The organism is Starkeya sp. ORNL1, from assembly GCF_012971745.1.
Taxonomy (GTDB): Bacteria; Pseudomonadota; Alphaproteobacteria; order Rhizobiales; family Xanthobacteraceae; genus Ancylobacter.
In genome coordinates this window covers 3,904,042-3,921,085 of sequence record NZ_CP048834.1, presented here as the reverse complement: position 1 = coordinate 3,921,085, position 17,044 = coordinate 3,904,042, and the positions used below count along the sequence as shown (strand labels likewise).

19 protein-coding genes are annotated in these 17,044 nt (G+C 67.9%); 11 read left to right on the top strand and 8 right to left on the bottom strand.

What is annotated here, in order from left to right:
• Window positions 1-3: 3 nt before the first annotated feature.
• Together G3545_RS18630 and G3545_RS18625 are read left to right on the top strand one after the other, a co-directional pair.
• Window positions 4-642, top strand: coding sequence for an alpha-ketoglutarate-dependent dioxygenase AlkB (locus G3545_RS18630; protein WP_170014759.1), 639 nt, complete (start codon window positions 4-6; stop codon window positions 640-642).
• Between the two features lie 9 nt (window positions 643-651).
• Window positions 652-1,593 (top strand): hypothetical protein, encoded by a 942-nt coding sequence (locus tag G3545_RS18625; RefSeq protein ID WP_170014758.1) that lies wholly within the window; start codon window positions 652-654, stop codon window positions 1,591-1,593.
• A 180-nt stretch (window positions 1,594-1,773) separates the two neighbouring features.
• Here the strand turns inward: G3545_RS18625 and grpE are convergent, their stop codons facing one another.
• From grpE to G3545_RS18610, 3 genes are all read right to left on the bottom strand, one after another.
• Window positions 1,774-2,397 (bottom strand): nucleotide exchange factor GrpE, encoded by a 624-nt coding sequence (grpE, locus tag G3545_RS18620; RefSeq protein WP_170014757.1) that lies wholly within the window; start codon window positions 2,395-2,397, stop codon window positions 1,774-1,776.
• A gap of 84 nt (window positions 2,398-2,481) precedes the next feature.
• Window positions 2,482-3,582, bottom strand: a complete 1,101-nt coding sequence (gene hrcA, locus G3545_RS18615) for a heat-inducible transcriptional repressor HrcA (RefSeq protein WP_170014756.1) — start codon at window positions 3,580-3,582, stop codon at window positions 2,482-2,484.
• A 74-nt stretch (window positions 3,583-3,656) separates the two neighbouring features.
• A complete protein-coding gene (locus G3545_RS18610) occupies window positions 3,657-3,980 on the bottom strand; it encodes a multidrug efflux SMR transporter (protein WP_170014755.1) in 324 nt (107 codons plus the stop codon).
• A gap of 76 nt (window positions 3,981-4,056) precedes the next feature.
• Between G3545_RS18610 and G3545_RS18605 the strand changes: the two genes are divergently transcribed.
• The 4 genes from G3545_RS18605 (at window position 4,057) to hemW (ending at window position 7,150) form a co-directional block, all read left to right on the top strand.
• Window positions 4,057-4,479, top strand: coding sequence for a helix-turn-helix domain-containing protein (locus G3545_RS18605; protein ID WP_170014754.1), 423 nt, complete (start codon window positions 4,057-4,059; stop codon window positions 4,477-4,479).
• A gap of 91 nt (window positions 4,480-4,570) precedes the next feature.
• Window positions 4,571-5,284, top strand: coding sequence for a ribonuclease PH (gene rph / locus G3545_RS18600; protein ID WP_170014753.1), 714 nt, complete (start codon window positions 4,571-4,573; stop codon window positions 5,282-5,284).
• Between the two features lie 2 nt (window positions 5,285-5,286).
• Window positions 5,287-5,961, top strand: a complete 675-nt coding sequence (locus tag G3545_RS18595) for a non-canonical purine NTP pyrophosphatase (RefSeq protein WP_170014752.1) — start codon at window positions 5,287-5,289, stop codon at window positions 5,959-5,961.
• Between the two features lie 4 nt (window positions 5,962-5,965).
• Window positions 5,966-7,150, top strand: coding sequence for a radical SAM family heme chaperone HemW (hemW, locus tag G3545_RS18590; RefSeq protein WP_170018151.1), 1,185 nt, complete (start codon window positions 5,966-5,968; stop codon window positions 7,148-7,150).
• A gap of 126 nt (window positions 7,151-7,276) precedes the next feature.
• Here the strand turns inward: hemW and G3545_RS18585 are convergent, their stop codons facing one another.
• The gene (locus G3545_RS18585) at window positions 7,277-8,488 is read right to left on the bottom strand and encodes a penicillin-binding protein activator (RefSeq protein WP_170014751.1); all 1,212 of its coding nucleotides are present in this window, start codon (window positions 8,486-8,488) and stop codon (window positions 7,277-7,279) included.
• Between the two features lie 168 nt (window positions 8,489-8,656).
• On the opposite strand from G3545_RS18585, the gene rsmI reads away from it, so the two are divergent.
• The 3 genes from rsmI to gshB all read left to right on the top strand — a co-directional run bounded on the left by rsmI (window position 8,657) and on the right by gshB (window position 10,950).
• The gene (rsmI, locus tag G3545_RS18580) at window positions 8,657-9,565 is read left to right on the top strand and encodes a 16S rRNA (cytidine(1402)-2'-O)-methyltransferase (RefSeq protein ID WP_170014750.1); all 909 of its coding nucleotides are present in this window, start codon (window positions 8,657-8,659) and stop codon (window positions 9,563-9,565) included.
• Window positions 9,555-9,920, top strand: a complete 366-nt coding sequence (locus G3545_RS18575) for a YraN family protein (protein ID WP_348644583.1) — start codon at window positions 9,555-9,557, stop codon at window positions 9,918-9,920. The genes rsmI and G3545_RS18575 overlap by 11 nt, the downstream gene beginning before the upstream one ends.
• 88 nt (window positions 9,921-10,008) lie before the next feature.
• Window positions 10,009-10,950, top strand: a complete 942-nt coding sequence (gshB, locus tag G3545_RS18570; protein WP_170014748.1) for a glutathione synthase — start codon at window positions 10,009-10,011, stop codon at window positions 10,948-10,950.
• A 76-nt stretch (window positions 10,951-11,026) separates the two neighbouring features.
• Here gshB and G3545_RS18565 read toward each other — a convergent pair whose 3' ends face one another.
• The 4 genes from G3545_RS18565 to G3545_RS18550 form a co-directional block, all read right to left on the bottom strand.
• On the bottom strand, window positions 11,027-11,308 hold the full coding sequence (locus G3545_RS18565; protein ID WP_170014747.1) for a DUF1150 domain-containing protein: 282 nt from the start codon (window positions 11,306-11,308) through the stop codon (window positions 11,027-11,029).
• Window positions 11,309-11,353: 45 nt separating this feature from the next.
• Window positions 11,354-11,776: an Hsp20 family protein gene (locus G3545_RS18560; RefSeq protein ID WP_170014746.1), complete on the bottom strand. Its 423-nt coding sequence runs from the start codon at window positions 11,774-11,776 to the stop codon at window positions 11,354-11,356.
• Between the two features lie 145 nt (window positions 11,777-11,921).
• Window positions 11,922-12,983, bottom strand: coding sequence for a GNAT family N-acyltransferase (locus G3545_RS18555; protein WP_170014745.1), 1,062 nt, complete (start codon window positions 12,981-12,983; stop codon window positions 11,922-11,924).
• 284 nt (window positions 12,984-13,267) lie between these two features.
• Window positions 13,268-14,800, bottom strand: a complete 1,533-nt coding sequence (locus G3545_RS18550; RefSeq protein ID WP_170014744.1) for a YifB family Mg chelatase-like AAA ATPase — start codon at window positions 14,798-14,800, stop codon at window positions 13,268-13,270.
• A 203-nt stretch (window positions 14,801-15,003) separates the two neighbouring features.
• On the opposite strand from G3545_RS18550, the gene G3545_RS18545 reads away from it, so the two are divergent.
• Both G3545_RS18545 and G3545_RS18540 read left to right on the top strand, forming a co-directional pair.
• On the top strand, window positions 15,004-15,477 hold the full coding sequence (locus G3545_RS18545) for a formate dehydrogenase subunit gamma (RefSeq protein ID WP_170014743.1): 474 nt from the start codon (window positions 15,004-15,006) through the stop codon (window positions 15,475-15,477).
• On the top strand, window positions 15,474-17,030 hold the full coding sequence (locus G3545_RS18540) for an NADH-quinone oxidoreductase subunit NuoF (protein WP_170014742.1): 1,557 nt from the start codon (window positions 15,474-15,476) through the stop codon (window positions 17,028-17,030). The genes G3545_RS18545 and G3545_RS18540 overlap by 4 nt, the downstream gene beginning before the upstream one ends.
• Window positions 17,031-17,044 lie beyond the last annotated feature (14 nt).

The following is a 17,044-nucleotide window of genomic DNA, read 5'->3' as shown; positions in this document are numbered from 1 at the left end:
CAAATGGCGGCCGCGATCGAGATCGCCCCGGGCTGCCTGTGGTGGTCGGGCTGGCTCGACCGCCTGGGGCAGGAGGCGCTCGTCGCCGAACTGCGCGCGCTGCTCGCCGAGGCACCGCTCTTCACCCCGCGCATGCCGAAGACCGGCAAGGCGTTTTCGGTGCGCATGTCGAATTGCGGTCCGCTCGGCTGGGTTTCGGACGAGACCGGCTATCGCTACCAGGAAACCCACCCGGAAACCGGCCAGCCCTGGCCGCCCATGCCGCCGGTGCTCCGCGAGGCCTGGCGGATGCTGGCCGCCGATGCCCCGGAGGCGGAAGCCTGCCTCATCAACTGGTATGGCGAGGGCGCCCGCATGGGGCTGCACCAGGATCGTGACGAGCTGGAATTCGCCGCCCCGGTTCTGTCGCTTTCTCTCGGTGATACTGCGGTGTTTCGTATCGGCGGCACTTCGCGGCGCGATCCGACCCGTTCCATCCGCCTCGAATCCGGGGATGCCCTGCTGCTCTCCGGCTTGAGCCGGCTCGCCTTTCACGGTGTCGATCGGATCGTGCCCGGCAGCTCGACCTTGCTGAATGGGCCTGGGCGCATCAATTTGACACTACGGCGCGTGCATCCGATTGATCGTGCCCTTGAAAATTGAGGAAACGGCATGTTGAGACTTTTTGCGGGCCTGATGGTCGGGCTCTGCCTCATTTTGCCGGCGCATGCCGCCGATCCGGTCTTCGCCAGGGGCGGCTCGGTTGGCCTGGTGCCGCCCGCCGGCATGATTCCGAGCGAAATGGTGCAGGGCTTCGAGGATCGCGGCGCGCGTGCGTCCATCCTCATCGCCGAAATGCCGCCGCCGGCCTATCAGGAGGTGCGGGACAGCTTTTCCAACGCCGCAGCGCTGGCGAAGCAGGGCGTGACCATCGAGAAGCGCCGCGATGTCGAGCTCGCTGGCGGCGTCAAGGGCCAGCTGCTCTCCGGCTTCCAGAGCGTTGGCACATTGGCGCTGCGCAAATGGATCCTGCTGGCGGCCGGCGACGGCACCACCGCTCTCGTCACCGCGCAGCTTCCCGACGAGGCGAGCGCACGCTATCCGGACGCGGCCATCGAGCAGGCCTTGCTCAGCGTGGTGTTCCGTCCGCCGCCGACCACCGAGGAATTGCTGGCCAAATTGCCCTTCCGTGTCTCGCCGCTGGAAGGCTATCGCATCGTGAAGGTGCTCGGCGGTTCCGCGGTACTGCTGACCAAGGGTCCGAACGATGTGCTTGACGGCGCCGACCAGCCTTATTTCGTCGCCGCTTACGGCATGGGCGACGTGCGCGATGATGAGCGGCCGAGCTTCGCGCGGCGCGCCGTCGCCTCGGTGCCGGGCGTGCGCGAGATCAGGCTGGAGCGTGGCGGCCCGCTGCGCATCGCCGGCCAGCCGGGCTTCGAGATCATCGCCAAGGGCGAGGACGTCAAGACCGGCAAGCCAGTGAAGCTGGCGCAATGGATCAGCTTCGGCCGCAGCGGCTATGTCCGCATGATCGGCGTCGCCGCCGCCGAGGGCTTCGACACCGACTTCACAGCCATGCGGGCGCTGCGCGACGGCGTCGAGCCGAGATAAGACGGTTAGGTCGCTTCAGAGCCTGACCGAAAACTTCCAGAATGACCGTCATCCCCGGCCTTGTGCCGGGGATCTCGATCCCGGACAGCGCGTCAGAGGCCGAGATGGCCGGCACAAGGCCGGCCATGACAGGGGAAATGGACCGCTCACCTGCCCGTCGTCGAATTTTGAGTCAGGCTCTCAAGCCGCGTCCGTCTTGTCCGCGGAAGCCTCGGGCGCGGCCTTCGGGCCGCCTTTGGCGACGCCGACCAGCGCCGGCCGCAGCACGCGCCCGCCAATGGTGTAGCCGGGCTGCACCACCTGCACGATGGTGCCCGACGGTACCTCGGGGTTAGGCACCTCGAACATTGCCTGGTGCAGGTTCGGATCGAACTTGGTGCCCTCGGCCTCAATCTTGGCGACGCCGTGCTTGGTCAGCGTCTGCGTCAGCGCCCGGGACGTCAGGTCGATACCGTCCAGCACCGTCTTCAGCGTGCCATCGGCGGTCTCGCGCGCATCGGCGTCGATGGCACCGAGCGCCCGCTCGAAATCATCGGCGACGGTCAGCACGTCGCGGGCGAAATTGGCGATGCCATAGACCTTGGCGTCAGCCACTTCGCGCTCGGCGCGGCGGCGCACATTGTCGGCCTCGGCGAAGGCGCGCAGGAACTTGTCCTTCAGGCTCGCCACTTCCGCGTCGAGCCGCTCTTTCTCGGCGAGCAGCGCGCTGATGGCGTCCTCGGCGGTCGGCTCGGCCTCTTCCGAGGCCGCCGCGTTGGCAGCGATATCAGCCTCTTCCGCCGGATTGCGGTTGTCGTCGCTCATCGGAACCTCATTGGAAAATTGTTGCGGTGACCCGGTCGGGGTTCTCGCCGCACGCCCGCCATATCGGGTCAGGTTGAGGAAAAATCAAGCTGCATCGGCGCCCGGGTCGCCCAGAACGCGGCTGACGACGCGGGCGGTGAAGTCCACCATAGGTACGATACGGGCATAATTCAGCCGCGTCGGCCCGATGACGCCGAGCACGCCGACCACTCGTCCCTGCCCGTCGCGATAGGGCGCGACGATGGTGGAGGAGCCGGACAGCGAGAACAGCTTGTTCTCCGAGCCGATGAAGATGCGCAGCGCCTGCGCCTCCTCGGCGCGGCCCAGCAATTCCGCCACTTCCTGCTTGGATTCGAGGTCGTCGAACAAAAGGCGGATGCGCTCCAGATCCTCGATCGCCCTGAGGTCGTGCAGCAGCTTGGCCTGTCCGCGCACGATCAGCCGGCGCTCCGCCTTGTCGCCGCCGGACCAGCTGGCGAGCCCCGCCGCGACCACACGCGCGGTGATCTCGTCGAGTTCAGCGCGATGGGCGGCGAGCACCTTGTCCACCTCGGTCCGCAGATCCTCCAGCGTGCGCCCGCGGGTGCGGGCATTGAGGAAATTGGTTGCCTCCATCAGCGCCGAGGCCGGCAGGCCGGGCGGCAGCGGTACCAGCCGGTTCTCCACCTCGCCATCTTCGGCTACCAGGATCAGCAGCGCGCGTGAGGGATCGAGCGGCACGAACTCGATATGCTTGAGACGCACGTCGGTCTTGGTGGCGGTGACGACGCCCGCCCCGCGCGACAGGCCGGAGAGCATCGCCGAGGCTTCCGCCAGCACGCCGTCCACGGTCTTGCCGCGGGCGGCGGCGCGCACCTGCGCCTCGATGGAATTGCGCTCATCCTCGGCGATGTCGCCGATCTCCAGCAGCGCGTCGACGAAGAAGCGCAGGCCGCGTTCGGTCGGCAGCCGGCCGGCGCTGGTGTGCGGCGCGAAGATGAGGCCGGCAGCCTCCAGGTCCGCCATCACGTTGCGCACCGATGCCGGCGACAGCGTCATCGGGATGATGCGCGAGATGTTGCGCGACCCTGCCGGCTCCCCGGTGGCGAGATAGGTCTCGACGATCTGCCGGAAGATTTCTCGTGAACGTTCGTCGAGCCGGGCGAGCTCCGGGGCGCGCGCGGCGATTAGGGGGTCGAGAGCCATGATTCAGGCCGCCTTTCGATCTCCTCTATATTCGGCCAATGCGGCGGCGGTTCAAGCTGCCATTCCAAACGTCCTCAACCCTCGGTGCCGAGCAGCCGCAAGCCGGCAACAGCGACCACGATCATGGCGATGCAGGCAAGCCGCGCCGGGGATAGCGAGTCGCCGAACAATACGACGCCGAGCAGCGTGATGCCGGCCGAGCCGATACCGGTCCAGATGGCATAGGCAATGCCGGCCGGCAGCTCGCGCATGGCCAGGGTCAGCAGGAACACGCTGGCGAGCGCCGCGACGACACCGATGACGCTCGGCCCCAGCCGGGTCCAGCCCTCGGCATATTTGAGCGCCAGTGCCATCACGATCTCGACGATGCTGGCCAGCGCCAGGAACACCCAGGCCATCGACCCCTCCTTGCTTGGTTCGGCGCCACTATCGATTTATCATATGCTTCAAACAATTAGGCACCTTCAGGTAACCATGAAGCCAGCACCTGCGAGCCCATCGCCTCTGGACAACGACGCGCTCGTCCCGCCGCGGACCGGGAATGTCTATGACGCCAATTGCACCGCTCGCCATGCGCTGGAGCTGATCTCCGGCAAATGGGCGATGCTGATCCTTCCGGCGCTGGCCGACGGGCCGGTGCGCAATGGCGAACTGCTCCGCCGCATCGGCGGTATCTCGCAGAAGATGCTGACCCAGACGCTGAAGGAGCTGGAGCGCAACGGGCTGGTGATTCGCTGCGATCTCCAGATCATGCCGCTGCATGTCGAATATGAGCTGAGCCCGCTCGGCGCTTCGCTGAGCGATGCGCTCGTGGTGCTCGACCGCTGGGCCGAGCGGCACGGCGACGAGCTGGACGCTGCCCGCGAGCGCTTTGATGCCGGACCAAATCCCGGGTAACGCGCACCCGGCCAGCTTCCACGACTTGCGCCCCTTGCGGCCCACCTTGCGACGCACGTACAAGGGCAGCCGAACAACAAGGAGAAAAGCCATGCGCCCGTCCCGCCGTGCCGCCGACGAGATGCGCGCCGTCAGCTTCGAGCGCGGCGTGCTGCGCCATGCCGAGGGCTCGTGCCTGGTCAAGTTCGGCGAGACCCATGTGCTGGTCGCAGCGACGCTGGAAGAGCGCCTGCCGCCATGGCTGAAGGGCCAGGGCCGCGGCTGGGTGACGGCCGAATACGGCATGCTGCCGCGCGCCACCCATGAGCGTACCCGCCGCGAAGTCACCGCCGGCAAGCCGTCCGGCCGCACCCAGGAGATCCAGCGGCTGATCGGCCGTTCGCTCCGCGCGGTGGTGGACCTGGAGAAGCTCGGCGAGCGCCAGATCACGGTGGATTGCGACGTCATCCAGGCCGATGGCGGCACCCGCACCGCCTCCGTGACCGGTGCCTGGATCGCGCTGCACGATTGCCTCAGCTGGATGAAGGCACGCGGCATGATCCCGGCGCTGCCGCTGCGCGACAATCTTGCCGCCGTCTCCTGCGGCATCGTCGAGGGCGAAGCCCGGCTCGATCTCGACTACGCCGAGGATTCGCAGGCTGAGACCGACGTGAACTTCGTCATGACCGGCTCCGGCGGCTTCGTCGAGGTGCAGGGCACCGCGGAGAAGACGCCCTTCACCGAGGAAGAGTTCAACACCATGCTCGGCCTCGCCCGCAAGGGTGTCGGCAAGCTGGTAGATCTGCAGAAGCTGGCGGTGGCCTGAGCATGGGCGAGCACCGCCGTCTCCAGGGCAAGGTCGTCATCGCGACCCACAATCCCGGCAAGCTCGAGGAGATGCGTGGCCTGCTCGCGCCTTATGGCGTCGATGCGGTGTCCGCTGGCGAGCTCGATCTGCCGGAGCCGGACGAGACCGGGCTCACTTTCGCCGAGAACGCCCGCATCAAGGCCAATTCCGCCGCGCGGCTGGCGGGATTGCCGGCATTCGCCGACGATTCCGGTCTCTGCGTCGATGCGCTCGGTGGTGCCCCCGGCCTGCTCACCGCGCGCTGGGCGGGACCGGAGAAGGACTTTGCCGCGGCCATGGCCAAGGTCGAGGAAGGCTTGAGGGAAGCTGAAGGGACGCTTCCCGAGCAGCGCCGCGCTTACTTCATCTCCGCGCTCTGCCTTGCCTGGCCGGACGGCCATGCGGAGGATTTCGAGGGCGTGGTCGAAGGCACGCTGGTCTGGCCGCCGCGCGGTCCGGCTGGTTTCGGCTATGACCCGATGTTCCAGCCGGATGGGCAACCTGAAAACAATCCGCGTACCTTCGGCGAGATGACCGGCGCCGAGAAGCACGGATTGCCGCCGCTCGGCCGTGGCCTGTCGCACCGTGCCCGGGCCTTCATGGCGCTGGCCGAAGCCTGCCTCGGGGCGGACTTCCCGGAGGCCGATATTGGCTGATGCGATGACGTTGGAACGGCCGCCTTCAAGCCCGCCGCCGCCGCTCGATCCCGGCTTCGGCGTCTATGTGCATTGGCCGTTCTGCCTCGCCAAATGCCCCTATTGCGACTTCAATTCGCATGTCCGGCATTCCCCGCCCGACCAGGCGCGCTTCATCGCCGCCTTCAGGGCGGAGATCGCCAATGTGCGCGAGCGTATCGGCCAGCGCCGCACCGCCAGCGTGTTCTTCGGCGGCGGCACGCCCTCGTTGATGGAGCCGGCGACGGTCGGCGCGATACTCGATGCCGTCAATGAGGCCTGGCCGCTCGATGCCCGTGCCGAGGTGACGCTGGAGGCCAATCCCACCAGTGTCGAGGCCGGCCGCTTCCGCGGCTACCGCGCTGCCGGCGTCAACCGCGTCTCGCTCGGCGTGCAGGCGCTGGACGATGCCTCGCTGAAATCGCTGGGCCGCATGCATACCGCCGACGAGGCGCTGGCCGCGGTGGCGGTGGCGCGCGGCGCGTTCGAGCGGGTCTCGTTCGACCTGATCTATGCCCGCCCGAACCAGACGCCGGATGCGTGGCGCGCCGAGTTGCTGAAAGCGATCTCGGAAGGCTGCGAGCATCTCTCGCTCTACCAGCTCACCATCGAGGAGGGCACGCCCTTCGAGATGCTGTTCCGCGCCGGCAAGCTGAAGATTCCGGACGAAGACGTCGCCCGCGCGCTGTGGGACGTGACGCAGGAGACCACCCGCGAGGCCGGGCTGCCAGCCTATGAGATCTCCAACCACGCCCGTCCCGGCGCCGAGAGCCGGCATAACCTTGTTTATTGGCGCTATGGCGAATATGCCGGCATCGGCCCCGGCGCCCATGGCCGGCTCGATACCCCGGAGGGTCGCCGCGCCACCGCGGTGGAGCGCGGCCCGGAGGCCTGGCTCGGCCTGGTCGAAGCGCAGGGCCACGGCATCATCGTCGATGAGGGGCTGAGCCGGATGGAGCAGTCCGACGAGTATCTGCTGATGGGCCTGCGCCTCGCGGAGGGCATCGACCGCCACCGCTTCGCCCGGCTCTCGGGCCGCGATTTCGAGCCGGCTCGCGTCGCCGCGCTGCTGGCGGAGCGCATGATCGAGGAACTCCCCGACGGCCGCCTGCGCGTTACCCCGCAGGGCTTCCCGGTGCTCGACGCCATCGTCGCCGATCTGGCGGCTTAGTTTCCGAGTGTCATCCCGGCCGGAGGCGAAGCCGTAGAGCCGGGATCGCATGAAGTCCCGCGCATCACCTTCCTACGATCCCGGATATTGCCTGCGGCAATTCCGGGATGACGACATATGGGGAATCTAGAGCCCCGCCCCGGCACCAAAGCTCCTTGGCGCCGGCTCCAGCACGCGGGCGCCGCCGGGCTGCAGCTGCATGATGGCGAGGCCGCGCTGGTTGGTGCCGTCGCTCTTGAAGCGGAAGATGCCGTCGACGCCCGAGAAGCCTGCCGGGCTCTGGATCGCCTGGTCGGTGATGCCCATCGGGCCCTGAGACTTCACGATTGCTACCATCAGCGACACCGCATCGTGCGCCAGCGCCGCTGTGCGCGCCGGCTCGCGGCCATAGCGCGTGCGGTAGCGCTGGGCGAAGGCGCGGAAGCCGGCGGGATCCGGCGCCGCATAGATGCCGCCCGAGAGCGAGGGCGAGGCGGCCATCCTCGGGTCGTCCCACAGTCCGGTGCCCATCAGCTGCATGCGCTTGAGATCGACCCCGGCCGCGGTAAGCGCTTGCGCCAGCTGCGGCACCACGTCCGCGGCGTCGGGCAGGAAGACGGCATCCGCGGCCTGCGCCGCCGCGGCGAGGCGGCGCGCGGCATCGGCATAATTCGGCTTGTCGGTGGCGTAGCGCTCGATGCCGACGATGCGCCCGCCGGCCGCCGGTACCGCCTCGCGGAAGGCGGCCTCCACCACCGAGCCGTAGGCGTTTTCCGGCAGCAGCGCGATGAAGGAACGCTTGCCGCGGGCGGCGGCGAAGCGCACCACGCGCTCGACATCGGTCTCGGGGAGGAAGCTGAGCAGATAGACTCCCTGCGTCGCCACATTGGTGTCGGTGGAGAAGCCGACCAGCGGCAGGCTGCGCGAGCGTGCCACCTGCCCCGCCGCGGCGACGGTGTGGGCGAACAGCGGCCCGATGATCGCCCGGGCGCCCTCGTCCACCGCCTGCTGGGCTGCGGCCTGCGCGCCCTGTGAATTGCCGCCGTCATCCTTGACGATGATCCGTATGTCGGCGCCGCCGCTCTCTTCCATCGCCATCTCGGCGGCATTGCGCAGCGCCTGCGCCGCCAGGGCGGCATTGCCGGAAGCGCCGAGCGGCAGGATCAGCGTGACCGGGGTGCTCCCGGTGCCAATGACATTGGCCGGCTGCTGCTGCGCGAGCGGCTGCTCCGGTGGCAAGGCCGCGGTGGGCGGCGCATCGGAAACGCCGCCGCCGCAGGCCGCGAGCAGCGTGCACGCAATCGCCAGCGCACCGCCGCGCAGCGTGCGACCGAAGGACGGAAGACCGAATATGCTCATCGCCAATGCCTGCCTGCGCCTTCGGCACCTCTGCCCTTTTAGGCTGCCGCGCGCCGTGATGCCACCTCGCAGCTGCGCCGGATTCTTAAAATTTGCCGACATATCCACCCGTTCCGCATCCTGGCGGCACATGACGGCAGCGTTGAGGGGCCTTACAGTGACGGCATCATGAAAGACCCTGCGTCCCCGCCACGCTCCCGCATCTTCCGCCTCGCCGGGCAAGCCCTCCCCGCACCTCGCCTGCAACCGGGCCTGCACGTGGTGGCGACGCCGATCGGCAATCTCGGCGATGTCACGGTGCGCGCGCTGGAGACGCTGGCCGGCGCCGATCTCGTCGCCTGCGAGGACACCCGCATCACCCACCGGCTGATGGAGCGTTACGGCATCGAGACGCCGCTGACCGCCTATCACGACCATAATGCCGAGAGCGCCCGCCCACGGCTGCTGGCCCTGCTCGCCGATGGCGGCACGCTGGCGCTGGTGTCGGATGCCGGCACGCCTTTGGTGTCCGATCCCGGCTTCAAGCTGGTGCGCGCGGCGATCGAGGCCGGGCATCGCGTGGTGCCGATTCCCGGCGCCTCGGCCAGCCTCGCCGCCCTGGTGGCGGCGGGACTGCCGACCGACCGCTTCTTCTTCGAGGGCTTCCTGCCGGCGAAGGGCGGCGCCCGCCGCAGCCGCATCGCCGAATTGCGCGGGCTCGACGCCACGCTGGTGCTCTATGAGACCGGCCCGCGCCTGGCGGAAAGCCTCGCCGATCTCGCCGCCGGCCTTGGTTCCCGCGCTGCCGCGGTGTGCCGCGAACTGACCAAGACCTTCGAGGAGATCAGGCGTGGCCCGCTCGATGCGCTGGCGGCGCATTATGACGAGGCGGGCGCGCCGAAAGGCGAGATCGTGCTGGTGGTCAGCGGCCCGACCGAGGAGGAGGCGAGTGACGCCGACGTCGAGGAGGCGCTGCGCCGCGCGCTGGCAACGCTCTCGCTGAAGGACGCGGCGAGCGCGGTCGCCGCCGCCACCGGCCGGCCGCGGCGCGAAATCTATGCCCTCGCGCTTACTTTGGAGCGCACGAGTGGTGACTGAAGCCCGCCGCGCCGCCTTCACCCGCGGAGTCGATGCCGAAGCCACCGCCTCGGCGCTGCTGGTTTCCAAGGGCTTCAGCATCGTGGCGACGCGGGTGCGCACGCCGCGCGGCGAGATCGATTTGGTGGCGCGGTGCGAATCGCTGCTGCTGTTCGTCGAGGTGAAGGCCCGCGCCCGCATCGACACCGCCGCCGAATCCATCCTGCCGAGGCAAAGGCGGCGCATTGTGGAAGCGGCGGAGATTTTCCTCGCCCGGCATCCCGAATATGCCGGTCTCGACATGCGGCTCGACGTGGTGCTGGTCGCGCCTGGTCGTCCCCCGGTGCACCTAGCCGGTGCGTTCGAGGCGGAATGAGCGGCAACGGCTTGCCATGGCGCTTCGCATCACGAGCCATTAATTACGACGAACATCCGCCGCACGATTTTCCGAGAGCTGACGCGCCATGAGCCTGAACGTCGCCGTCCAGATGGACCCGATCGACCGCATCAATATTGCCGGCGATTCGACCTTCGCGATGCTGCTGGAAGCGCAGGCCCGCGGCCACACGCTTTCCTATTATACCACCGATCGCCTCGCCATGCGCGACGGCAACGTCTTCGCCACCGTCGAGCCGCTTCAGGTGCGTGACGTCAAGGGGGACCATTTCACCCTCGGCGCACCCGAGCGCGTGGCGCTGGAGACGTTCGACGTAATCCTGATGCGGCAGGATCCGCCGTTCGACATGAACTATGTCACCGCGACGCATCTCTTGGAGCGCGTGCATCCGAAGACCCTGGTGGTGAATGATCCCATCCATGTGCGCAACGCGCCGGAGAAGATCTTCGTCACCGAATTCCCTGATCTGATGCCGCCGACGCTGATCACCCGCGACCTCCAGGAGATCAAGGCATTCCGTGACGAGCAGGGCGATATCGTCGCCAAGCCGCTCTATGGCAATGGCGGCGCTGCGGTGTTCCGCCTCACCCGCGACGACCTCAATTTCGGCTCGCTCTATGACCTGTTCGCCACCACCTTCCGCGAACCCTGGGTGATCCAGCGCTTCCTCCCGGAGGTGAAGGCCGGCGACAAGCGCATCATCCTGGTCGACGGCATCTTTGCCGGCGCGGTGAACCGGGTGCCGAGCGAGGGCGATCTGCGCTCCAACATGGTGCGCGGCGGCGCGGCGCGGGAGACCGACCTGACATCGCGCGAGCGCGAGATCTGCGAGCGGCTCGGGCCCTCGCTGCGTGAAAAGGGGCTGCTCTTCACCGGCATCGATGTGATCGACGGCAATCTTACCGAGATCAACGTCACCTCGCCGACCGGCATCCGCGCCATCCGCCGGCTCGGCGGGCCGGACATCGCGGCGCTGATCTGGGACGCCATCGAGGCGAAGCGCGGCTGAAGTTCTGGGCTGAAACGCAAAAACGCCGCCGCCCGGCCGGGCAGCGGCGCCATTTTATTGCGGACCGGCAGCGGCGTCAGTGGACGCTGACCGTCTCCAGCTCGTTCTGCATCGCGCTCGCCAGCGCCGCCTCGCGGCTGTCGGTGAGCATGATCGGGGTGCCGTCGGCAGCGTGCAGCGTGAAAAGCTCGAGGCCGGGCGCGATATGCGGCGCCTGCGGGAACATCTCGGCTACGTCTTCCGAGCGGATCGAGCGCACATAGGCGATCTTGCCGCCGCCGAGGCTCGCAAATGCCTCCTCCGAAAGGGGAGCCGGCGCTGCGCCGACACTGCTGGTGACTTCGAATTCATTTCTCATGGTCCGCGACTCCTTGTGTAGCGGTCGAGACCGGTTGGTGCACCCTCACTCATCGGTCGCAATGACGATACGCTTGACGACCCGTTCCGGTTCCGGCCGTGCCAGGTCCACTGACAGCAGCCCGTTACGGAGATCGGCGCCCAGCACCTGCATCCCGTCGGCCAGCACGAAAGTCCGCTGGAACTGGCGGGCGGCGATGCCGCGATGGAGGTAGGTGCGGCCCGGTTCCTCGGCCTGACGGCCACGGATCACCAGCTCCTTCTCCTCCAGCGTCACCTCCAGCTGCTCGCGGGTGAAGCCCGCGACGGCCAAGGTGATGCGCAGCCGCTCCGGTTGCCCGGCCGCGGCAATGCGTTCGACATTGTAGGGCGGATAGCCGTCCGAGCCTTTGACAACCCGGTCGAGCGCCCGCTCGACCTCGTCAAAGCCGAGCAGAAAGGGGCTCGACAGCGAGGGTATACGCGACATGGTCCCAAAGTCCTTGTGAAGCGACTTTGCATTTCCGGGGCCCTTGGGAGGCACCCCTTCGCATCAGGATATGGGTATCGCAGAGGTCCGCGCAAGTTGGGTCGCCCCTGCGGCCGGCGCAGGGCTCGCAGGTCAGGGGCGCGTATTACGCAGCGTGGCGTTCGGCATTGACGCCGAAATGCTCCACGTAGCGCGGATTGATGCGCTCGATCGGCAGCACAATGAAGACGTCGGTGGTGCCGAACTGGCGGTCGATCACCGCGCCCTGGCCGATCTGCGCTCCGAGGCGCAAATAGCCCTTGATGAGCGGCGGCAATTCGTGGAGCGCGGCCTTGACGTCGATCGCCTCCTTGGCGAGCCGATCCATCCTTGTGCCCCGCCCTGGCAGCGCCGGGGCGCTCCATTCCGCGTCGGTCGGGGCATAATGGTGCAGGAAGGCGAGCGGGCGGGCGAGCGCGTCCGGATCGACACCCTCGAGGCTGGCGCAGCCGAACATCACGTCGATGCCGTGGTGGCGGGCATAGGCCCATACTCCGGCCCACAACAGTTCCACCGTGCGCTTGGTGCGGTAGGGGGCAAGCACGCAGGAGCGGCCCAGCTCCATGAAGCGGCGGCCGGCGTGGCGCGCCAGCATCGGGCCGATATCGAACTCGTCAGCCGTGTAGAAGCCGCCATGCCGCGCGGCGATGTCATGGCGCAGCAGGCGGTAGGTGCCGACTACCTTGGGCTCGTAGCGGCCGAGCACGACGCGGCCGGCATCATGGTCCAGCACCAGTACATGGTCGCAAATGGCGTCGAAGGCATCGAAGTCGCGTCGCGCCAGGCGCGCTGCCGCGGCCGGCGTCGCCGACATCTCCTCGTAGAACACCTCGTAGCGCAGCCGCTGGGCGCGGCGCACTTCGGCGGCGGTGCGGGCGAGGCGGACCTCCAGCGAGCCGATGCGGCCGAGCGTGAGCGGCCCGCCGGGCGTGCGGCTCTCGCGGTGGCGCACCCCGGAATAGGAGCGCAGCGCCGGGATGATGCGGGCCGGCTTGAAGCCGTCGGCAAACTTGCCGGCGAGCTTCGGGCCGAGCTTGTTCGGGCGGAACACCAGCGGCGCCAGCACCGGATTGGCGAGCATCTGGCGCATCAGCTTGGCGGCGGGTCCGGACGAACGCATGGCCGGCGGCGGCACGTCTATTGTATCGCCGGCTAAGTGTTGATCCATGACCGCGCCCTTCAGAACTGCTGCTGTCCTATGAACCCGCAAAGAATCATATTTGTCCGACGCGTATGTGACACCGGAAAACTTGTCCGCAACGCAGTTTGGGCGAGAAATACATCGCGTACCCGGCGGTCGGTCCACACTGTCACATTCTGCGCCGCATTGCCACGGCCCGCGATGCCACAAGCCGGCGATGCATGAAACAGCTTAGCCGTGCCAAGCGCCGAATCGCATGATGCTGATAGCTATATAATTATATTCTCCGGGCCCGGCGCCCGGGCCAGCCCTCACGCCGCGGCCATCATCCGGTCGGCGCTGGCGCGATAGGCGAGGGCTTCGGCGAGATAGGGACGACCGAGCGATTCCGCCCCGGCGAGATCGGCGAGGGTGCGTGCCACCCGCAGCACGCGGTGATAGCCGCGGGCCGAAAGGTGCATGATCCGCGCCGCCTCGGTCAGCAGCCGGGTGCCTGCCTCGTCCGGCGATGCGATCTCCTCCAGCATCGGCCCGGAGGCCTGGGCATTGGTGGAAAGGTCCGGGCGGCCGAGCGCGGTGAAGCGTTCCTGCTGCAGCTGGCGCGCCTGTGCCACCCGCGCGGCGACGCTTGCGCTGCTCTCGGAAGGTGCGCGGCGCACCAGGTCGCTCGCCGCGACCCCCGGCACCTGGAGATGCAGGTCGATGCGGTCGAGGAACGGCCCGGAGAGCCGCGCCTGATACTCGCTGGCGCACCGCGCGCCGCGCCGGCAGGAAAAGCCCGGCTCGCCGGCCCGCCCGCAGCGGCACGGATTCATCGCCGCCACCAGCTGGAAGCGCGCGGGATAGGCCACGCGGTGGTTGGCGCGGGCGATCACGGCTTCGCCGGCCTCCAGAGGCTGGCGCAGCGAATCCAGCACGGCGGGCTGGAATTCCGGCAATTCGTCTAGGAACAGCACGCCATTATGCGCCAGCGAGACCTCGCCGGGCTTGGCCCTTATCCCGCCGCCGACCATTGCCGCCATGCTGGCGGAATGGTGCGGGGCACGGAATGGCCGTCGGCTGGTCAAGGCGCCGCCGTGCAGCGTGCCGGCGACCGACGCGATCATCGAGACTTCGAGCAACTCGGCTGGGGAGAGCGGCGGCAGGATCGAGGGCAGGCGCTGCGCCAGCATCGACTTGCCGGCCCCGGGCGGACCGATGAAGAGGAGATTGTGGCGCCCGGCCGCGGCGATCTCCAAAGCGCGCCGCGCGGTCTCCTGGCCCCGGACGTCGGCGAGGTCGGGCAGGGCAGGGCCCTCGCCTTCGATCCGCGGCACCGGGCGGGACAGGATCTGCCTCCCGGAGAAATGATTGACCAGCTGGATCAGCGAGGTCGGTGCCAGCACCGGCATGTCGGGGCTGGCCCAGGCCGCTTCCGCGCCGCAGGCCGCCGGGCAGATCAGGCCGTGGCCGCGTGCATTGGCGCCGATTGCCGCCGGCAGCACGCCGGCCACCGGGGCGAGCTCGCCGTCGAGGGCCAGTTCACCGACCACGGTGAAGCCGTGGAGCGCGTCCGCCGGTATGGCGCCGATCGCCGCCATCAGCCCGAGCGCGATCGGCAAATCGTAATGGCTGCCTTCCTTCGGCAGGTCGGCGGGGGCGAGATTGACAGTGATGCGCTTGGCCGGCAGCGCGAGGCCGGAGGCGATCAGCGCCGCGCGCACCCGCTCCTTGGCCTCCGTCACCGCCTTGTCGGCAAGGCCGACGAGGTTGAAGGCGGGTAGGCCTGAGGTCACCTGCACCTGCACGTCGACCGGCCGGGCCTCGACACCCTCGAACGCCACCGTCGCCACACGCTGCACCATCGACGCCCCCCGGCGATCTCGCCTGCCCCCCGTTACCGCAGCGTCCGGGAACGCCCCGGATCTGTCAAGAACATATTGCGAACATCGAGGTTTGGGGCGCTCGATAGAATTCTTCTATCATGAGACGAAACCACTGAATTGATTCTGTTTTCCAAAAGGATCAATGTTCCGCTTGGAAAACTTTAAAAGAAGGCCGGAGAGAAATGCCGCATTACGAACCCTGGAGCGAGGCCCGCGGGCGCGCGGTGATCGACGAGTTCGTCGGTCTCGAAGGCCCGCTGATGCCGATGCTTCATGCGGTGCAGGAGACCTTCGGCTATGTGCCGGAGGCCGTGGTGCCGATGCTGGCCGAGACGTTGAACGTGTCGCGCGCCGAAGTCCATGGCGTGGTTACGTTTTATCATGATTTCCGGCATGAGCCGGCGGGTCGCCGGGTGCTCAAGCTGTGCCGCGCCGAAGCCTGCCAGGCCGCCGGCGGCGATGCGCTGGCCGAGCATGCCGAGCACAGGCTCGGCTGCCATCTCGGCGAGACCACCGCGGATGGCCGCGTCACCATCGAGCCGATCTATTGCCTCGGCCTGTGCGCCACCGCGCCTTCCGCCATGCTGGACGGCCGCATCGTCGGCCGTCTGACCGAACGGCGCCTCGACGCCCTGATCGCGGAGGCGCAGTCGTGAGCACCCGTATCTACGTTCCCATCGACGCCGCCGCCGTCGCCTGTGGCGCCGACGAGGTCGCTTCCGCCATCGAGGCTGCAGCGCTGGCGCGGAACGTTCCGGTCGAGATCGTGCGCAACGGTTCGCGCGGCATGCTCTGGCTGGAGCCGATGATCGAGGTCGTCACGAGCGAGGGCCGTATCGCCTACGGCCCGGTGAGCGAAGACGATGTCGAGGGCCTGTTCAACGCCGGCTTCCTTGATGGTGGCGCCCACGCGCTGCGCATCGGCAAGCCGGAGGAACATCCCTTCCTCGCCAGGCAGACCCGGCTCACCTTCGCCCGCTGCGGCATCATCGATCCCGCCTCGCTGACGGATTATCGTGCCCATGGCGGCTATAAGGGCCTGGAGCGCGCCATTGCGCTCGGTTCCACCGACATCATCGAGGAAGTCCGCAAGTCCGGCCTGCGCGGCCGCGGCGGCGCAGGCTTTCCGACCGCCATCAAGTGGAAGACGGTGGCGGACACCAAGGGCGACCAGAAATACATCGTCTGCAATGCCGACGAGGGCGATAGTGGCACCTTCGCCGACCGCATGATCATGGAAGGCGACCCCTTCCAGCTGATCGAGGGCATGACCATTGCCGGCGTCGCGGTCGGCGCCACCAAGGGCTATGTCTACACCCGCTCGGAATATCCGCATGCGATTCGCGCGATGGAGAAGGCGATCAAGGTCGCTCGCGCCGCCGGCATGCTGGGCAAGAACATTCTTGGCTCGCCCTACAGCTACGACATGGAAGTGCGCATGGGCGCCGGCGCCTATGTCTGCGGCGAGGAGACGGCGCTGCTCGACAGCCTGGAAGGCAAGCGCGGCGTGGTGCGCGCCAAGCCGCCGCTGCCGGCGCACAAGGGTCTGTTCCAGAAGCCGACCGTCATCAACAATGTGCTCTCGCTCACCGCGATCCCGCACATTCTCGCCGACGGCGCGCAGAAATACGCCGATTTCGGCATGGGTCGCTCGCGCGGCACCATGCCGATCCAGATCGCCGGCAATGTGCGTTATGGCGGCCTGTTCGAGACCGCCTTCGGCATCCCGCTCGGCGAACTCATCAACGACATTGGCGGCGGCACCGCGTCCGGCCGTCCGGTGAAGGCGGCCCAGGTCGGTGGCCCGCTCGGCGCCTATGTGCCGACCTGGCAGTTCGACCTGCCGTTCGATTATGAGGCCTTTGCGGCCAAGGACGCGCTGATCGGCCATGGCGGCATCGTGGTGTTCGATGACCGCGCCGACATGGCCAAGATGGCGCGTTTCGCCATGGAATTCTGCTCGGTCGAGAGCTGCGGCAAGTGCACGCCGTGCCGCATCGGCTCGACCCGCGGCGTCGAGGTCATCGACCGCATCATGGCGAACGAGCAGCGCGAGAAGAACCTCGAGGTGCTCACCGACCTCTGCCACACCATGAAGCTTGGATCTCTTTGCGCGCTCGGGGGTTTCACCCCATATCCGGTGATGAGCGCGCTGACCCACTTCCCTGAAGATTTCGGCGCGACGCCGCGCCTCGAAGCCGCCGAGTGAGAAGGACGCAGCTA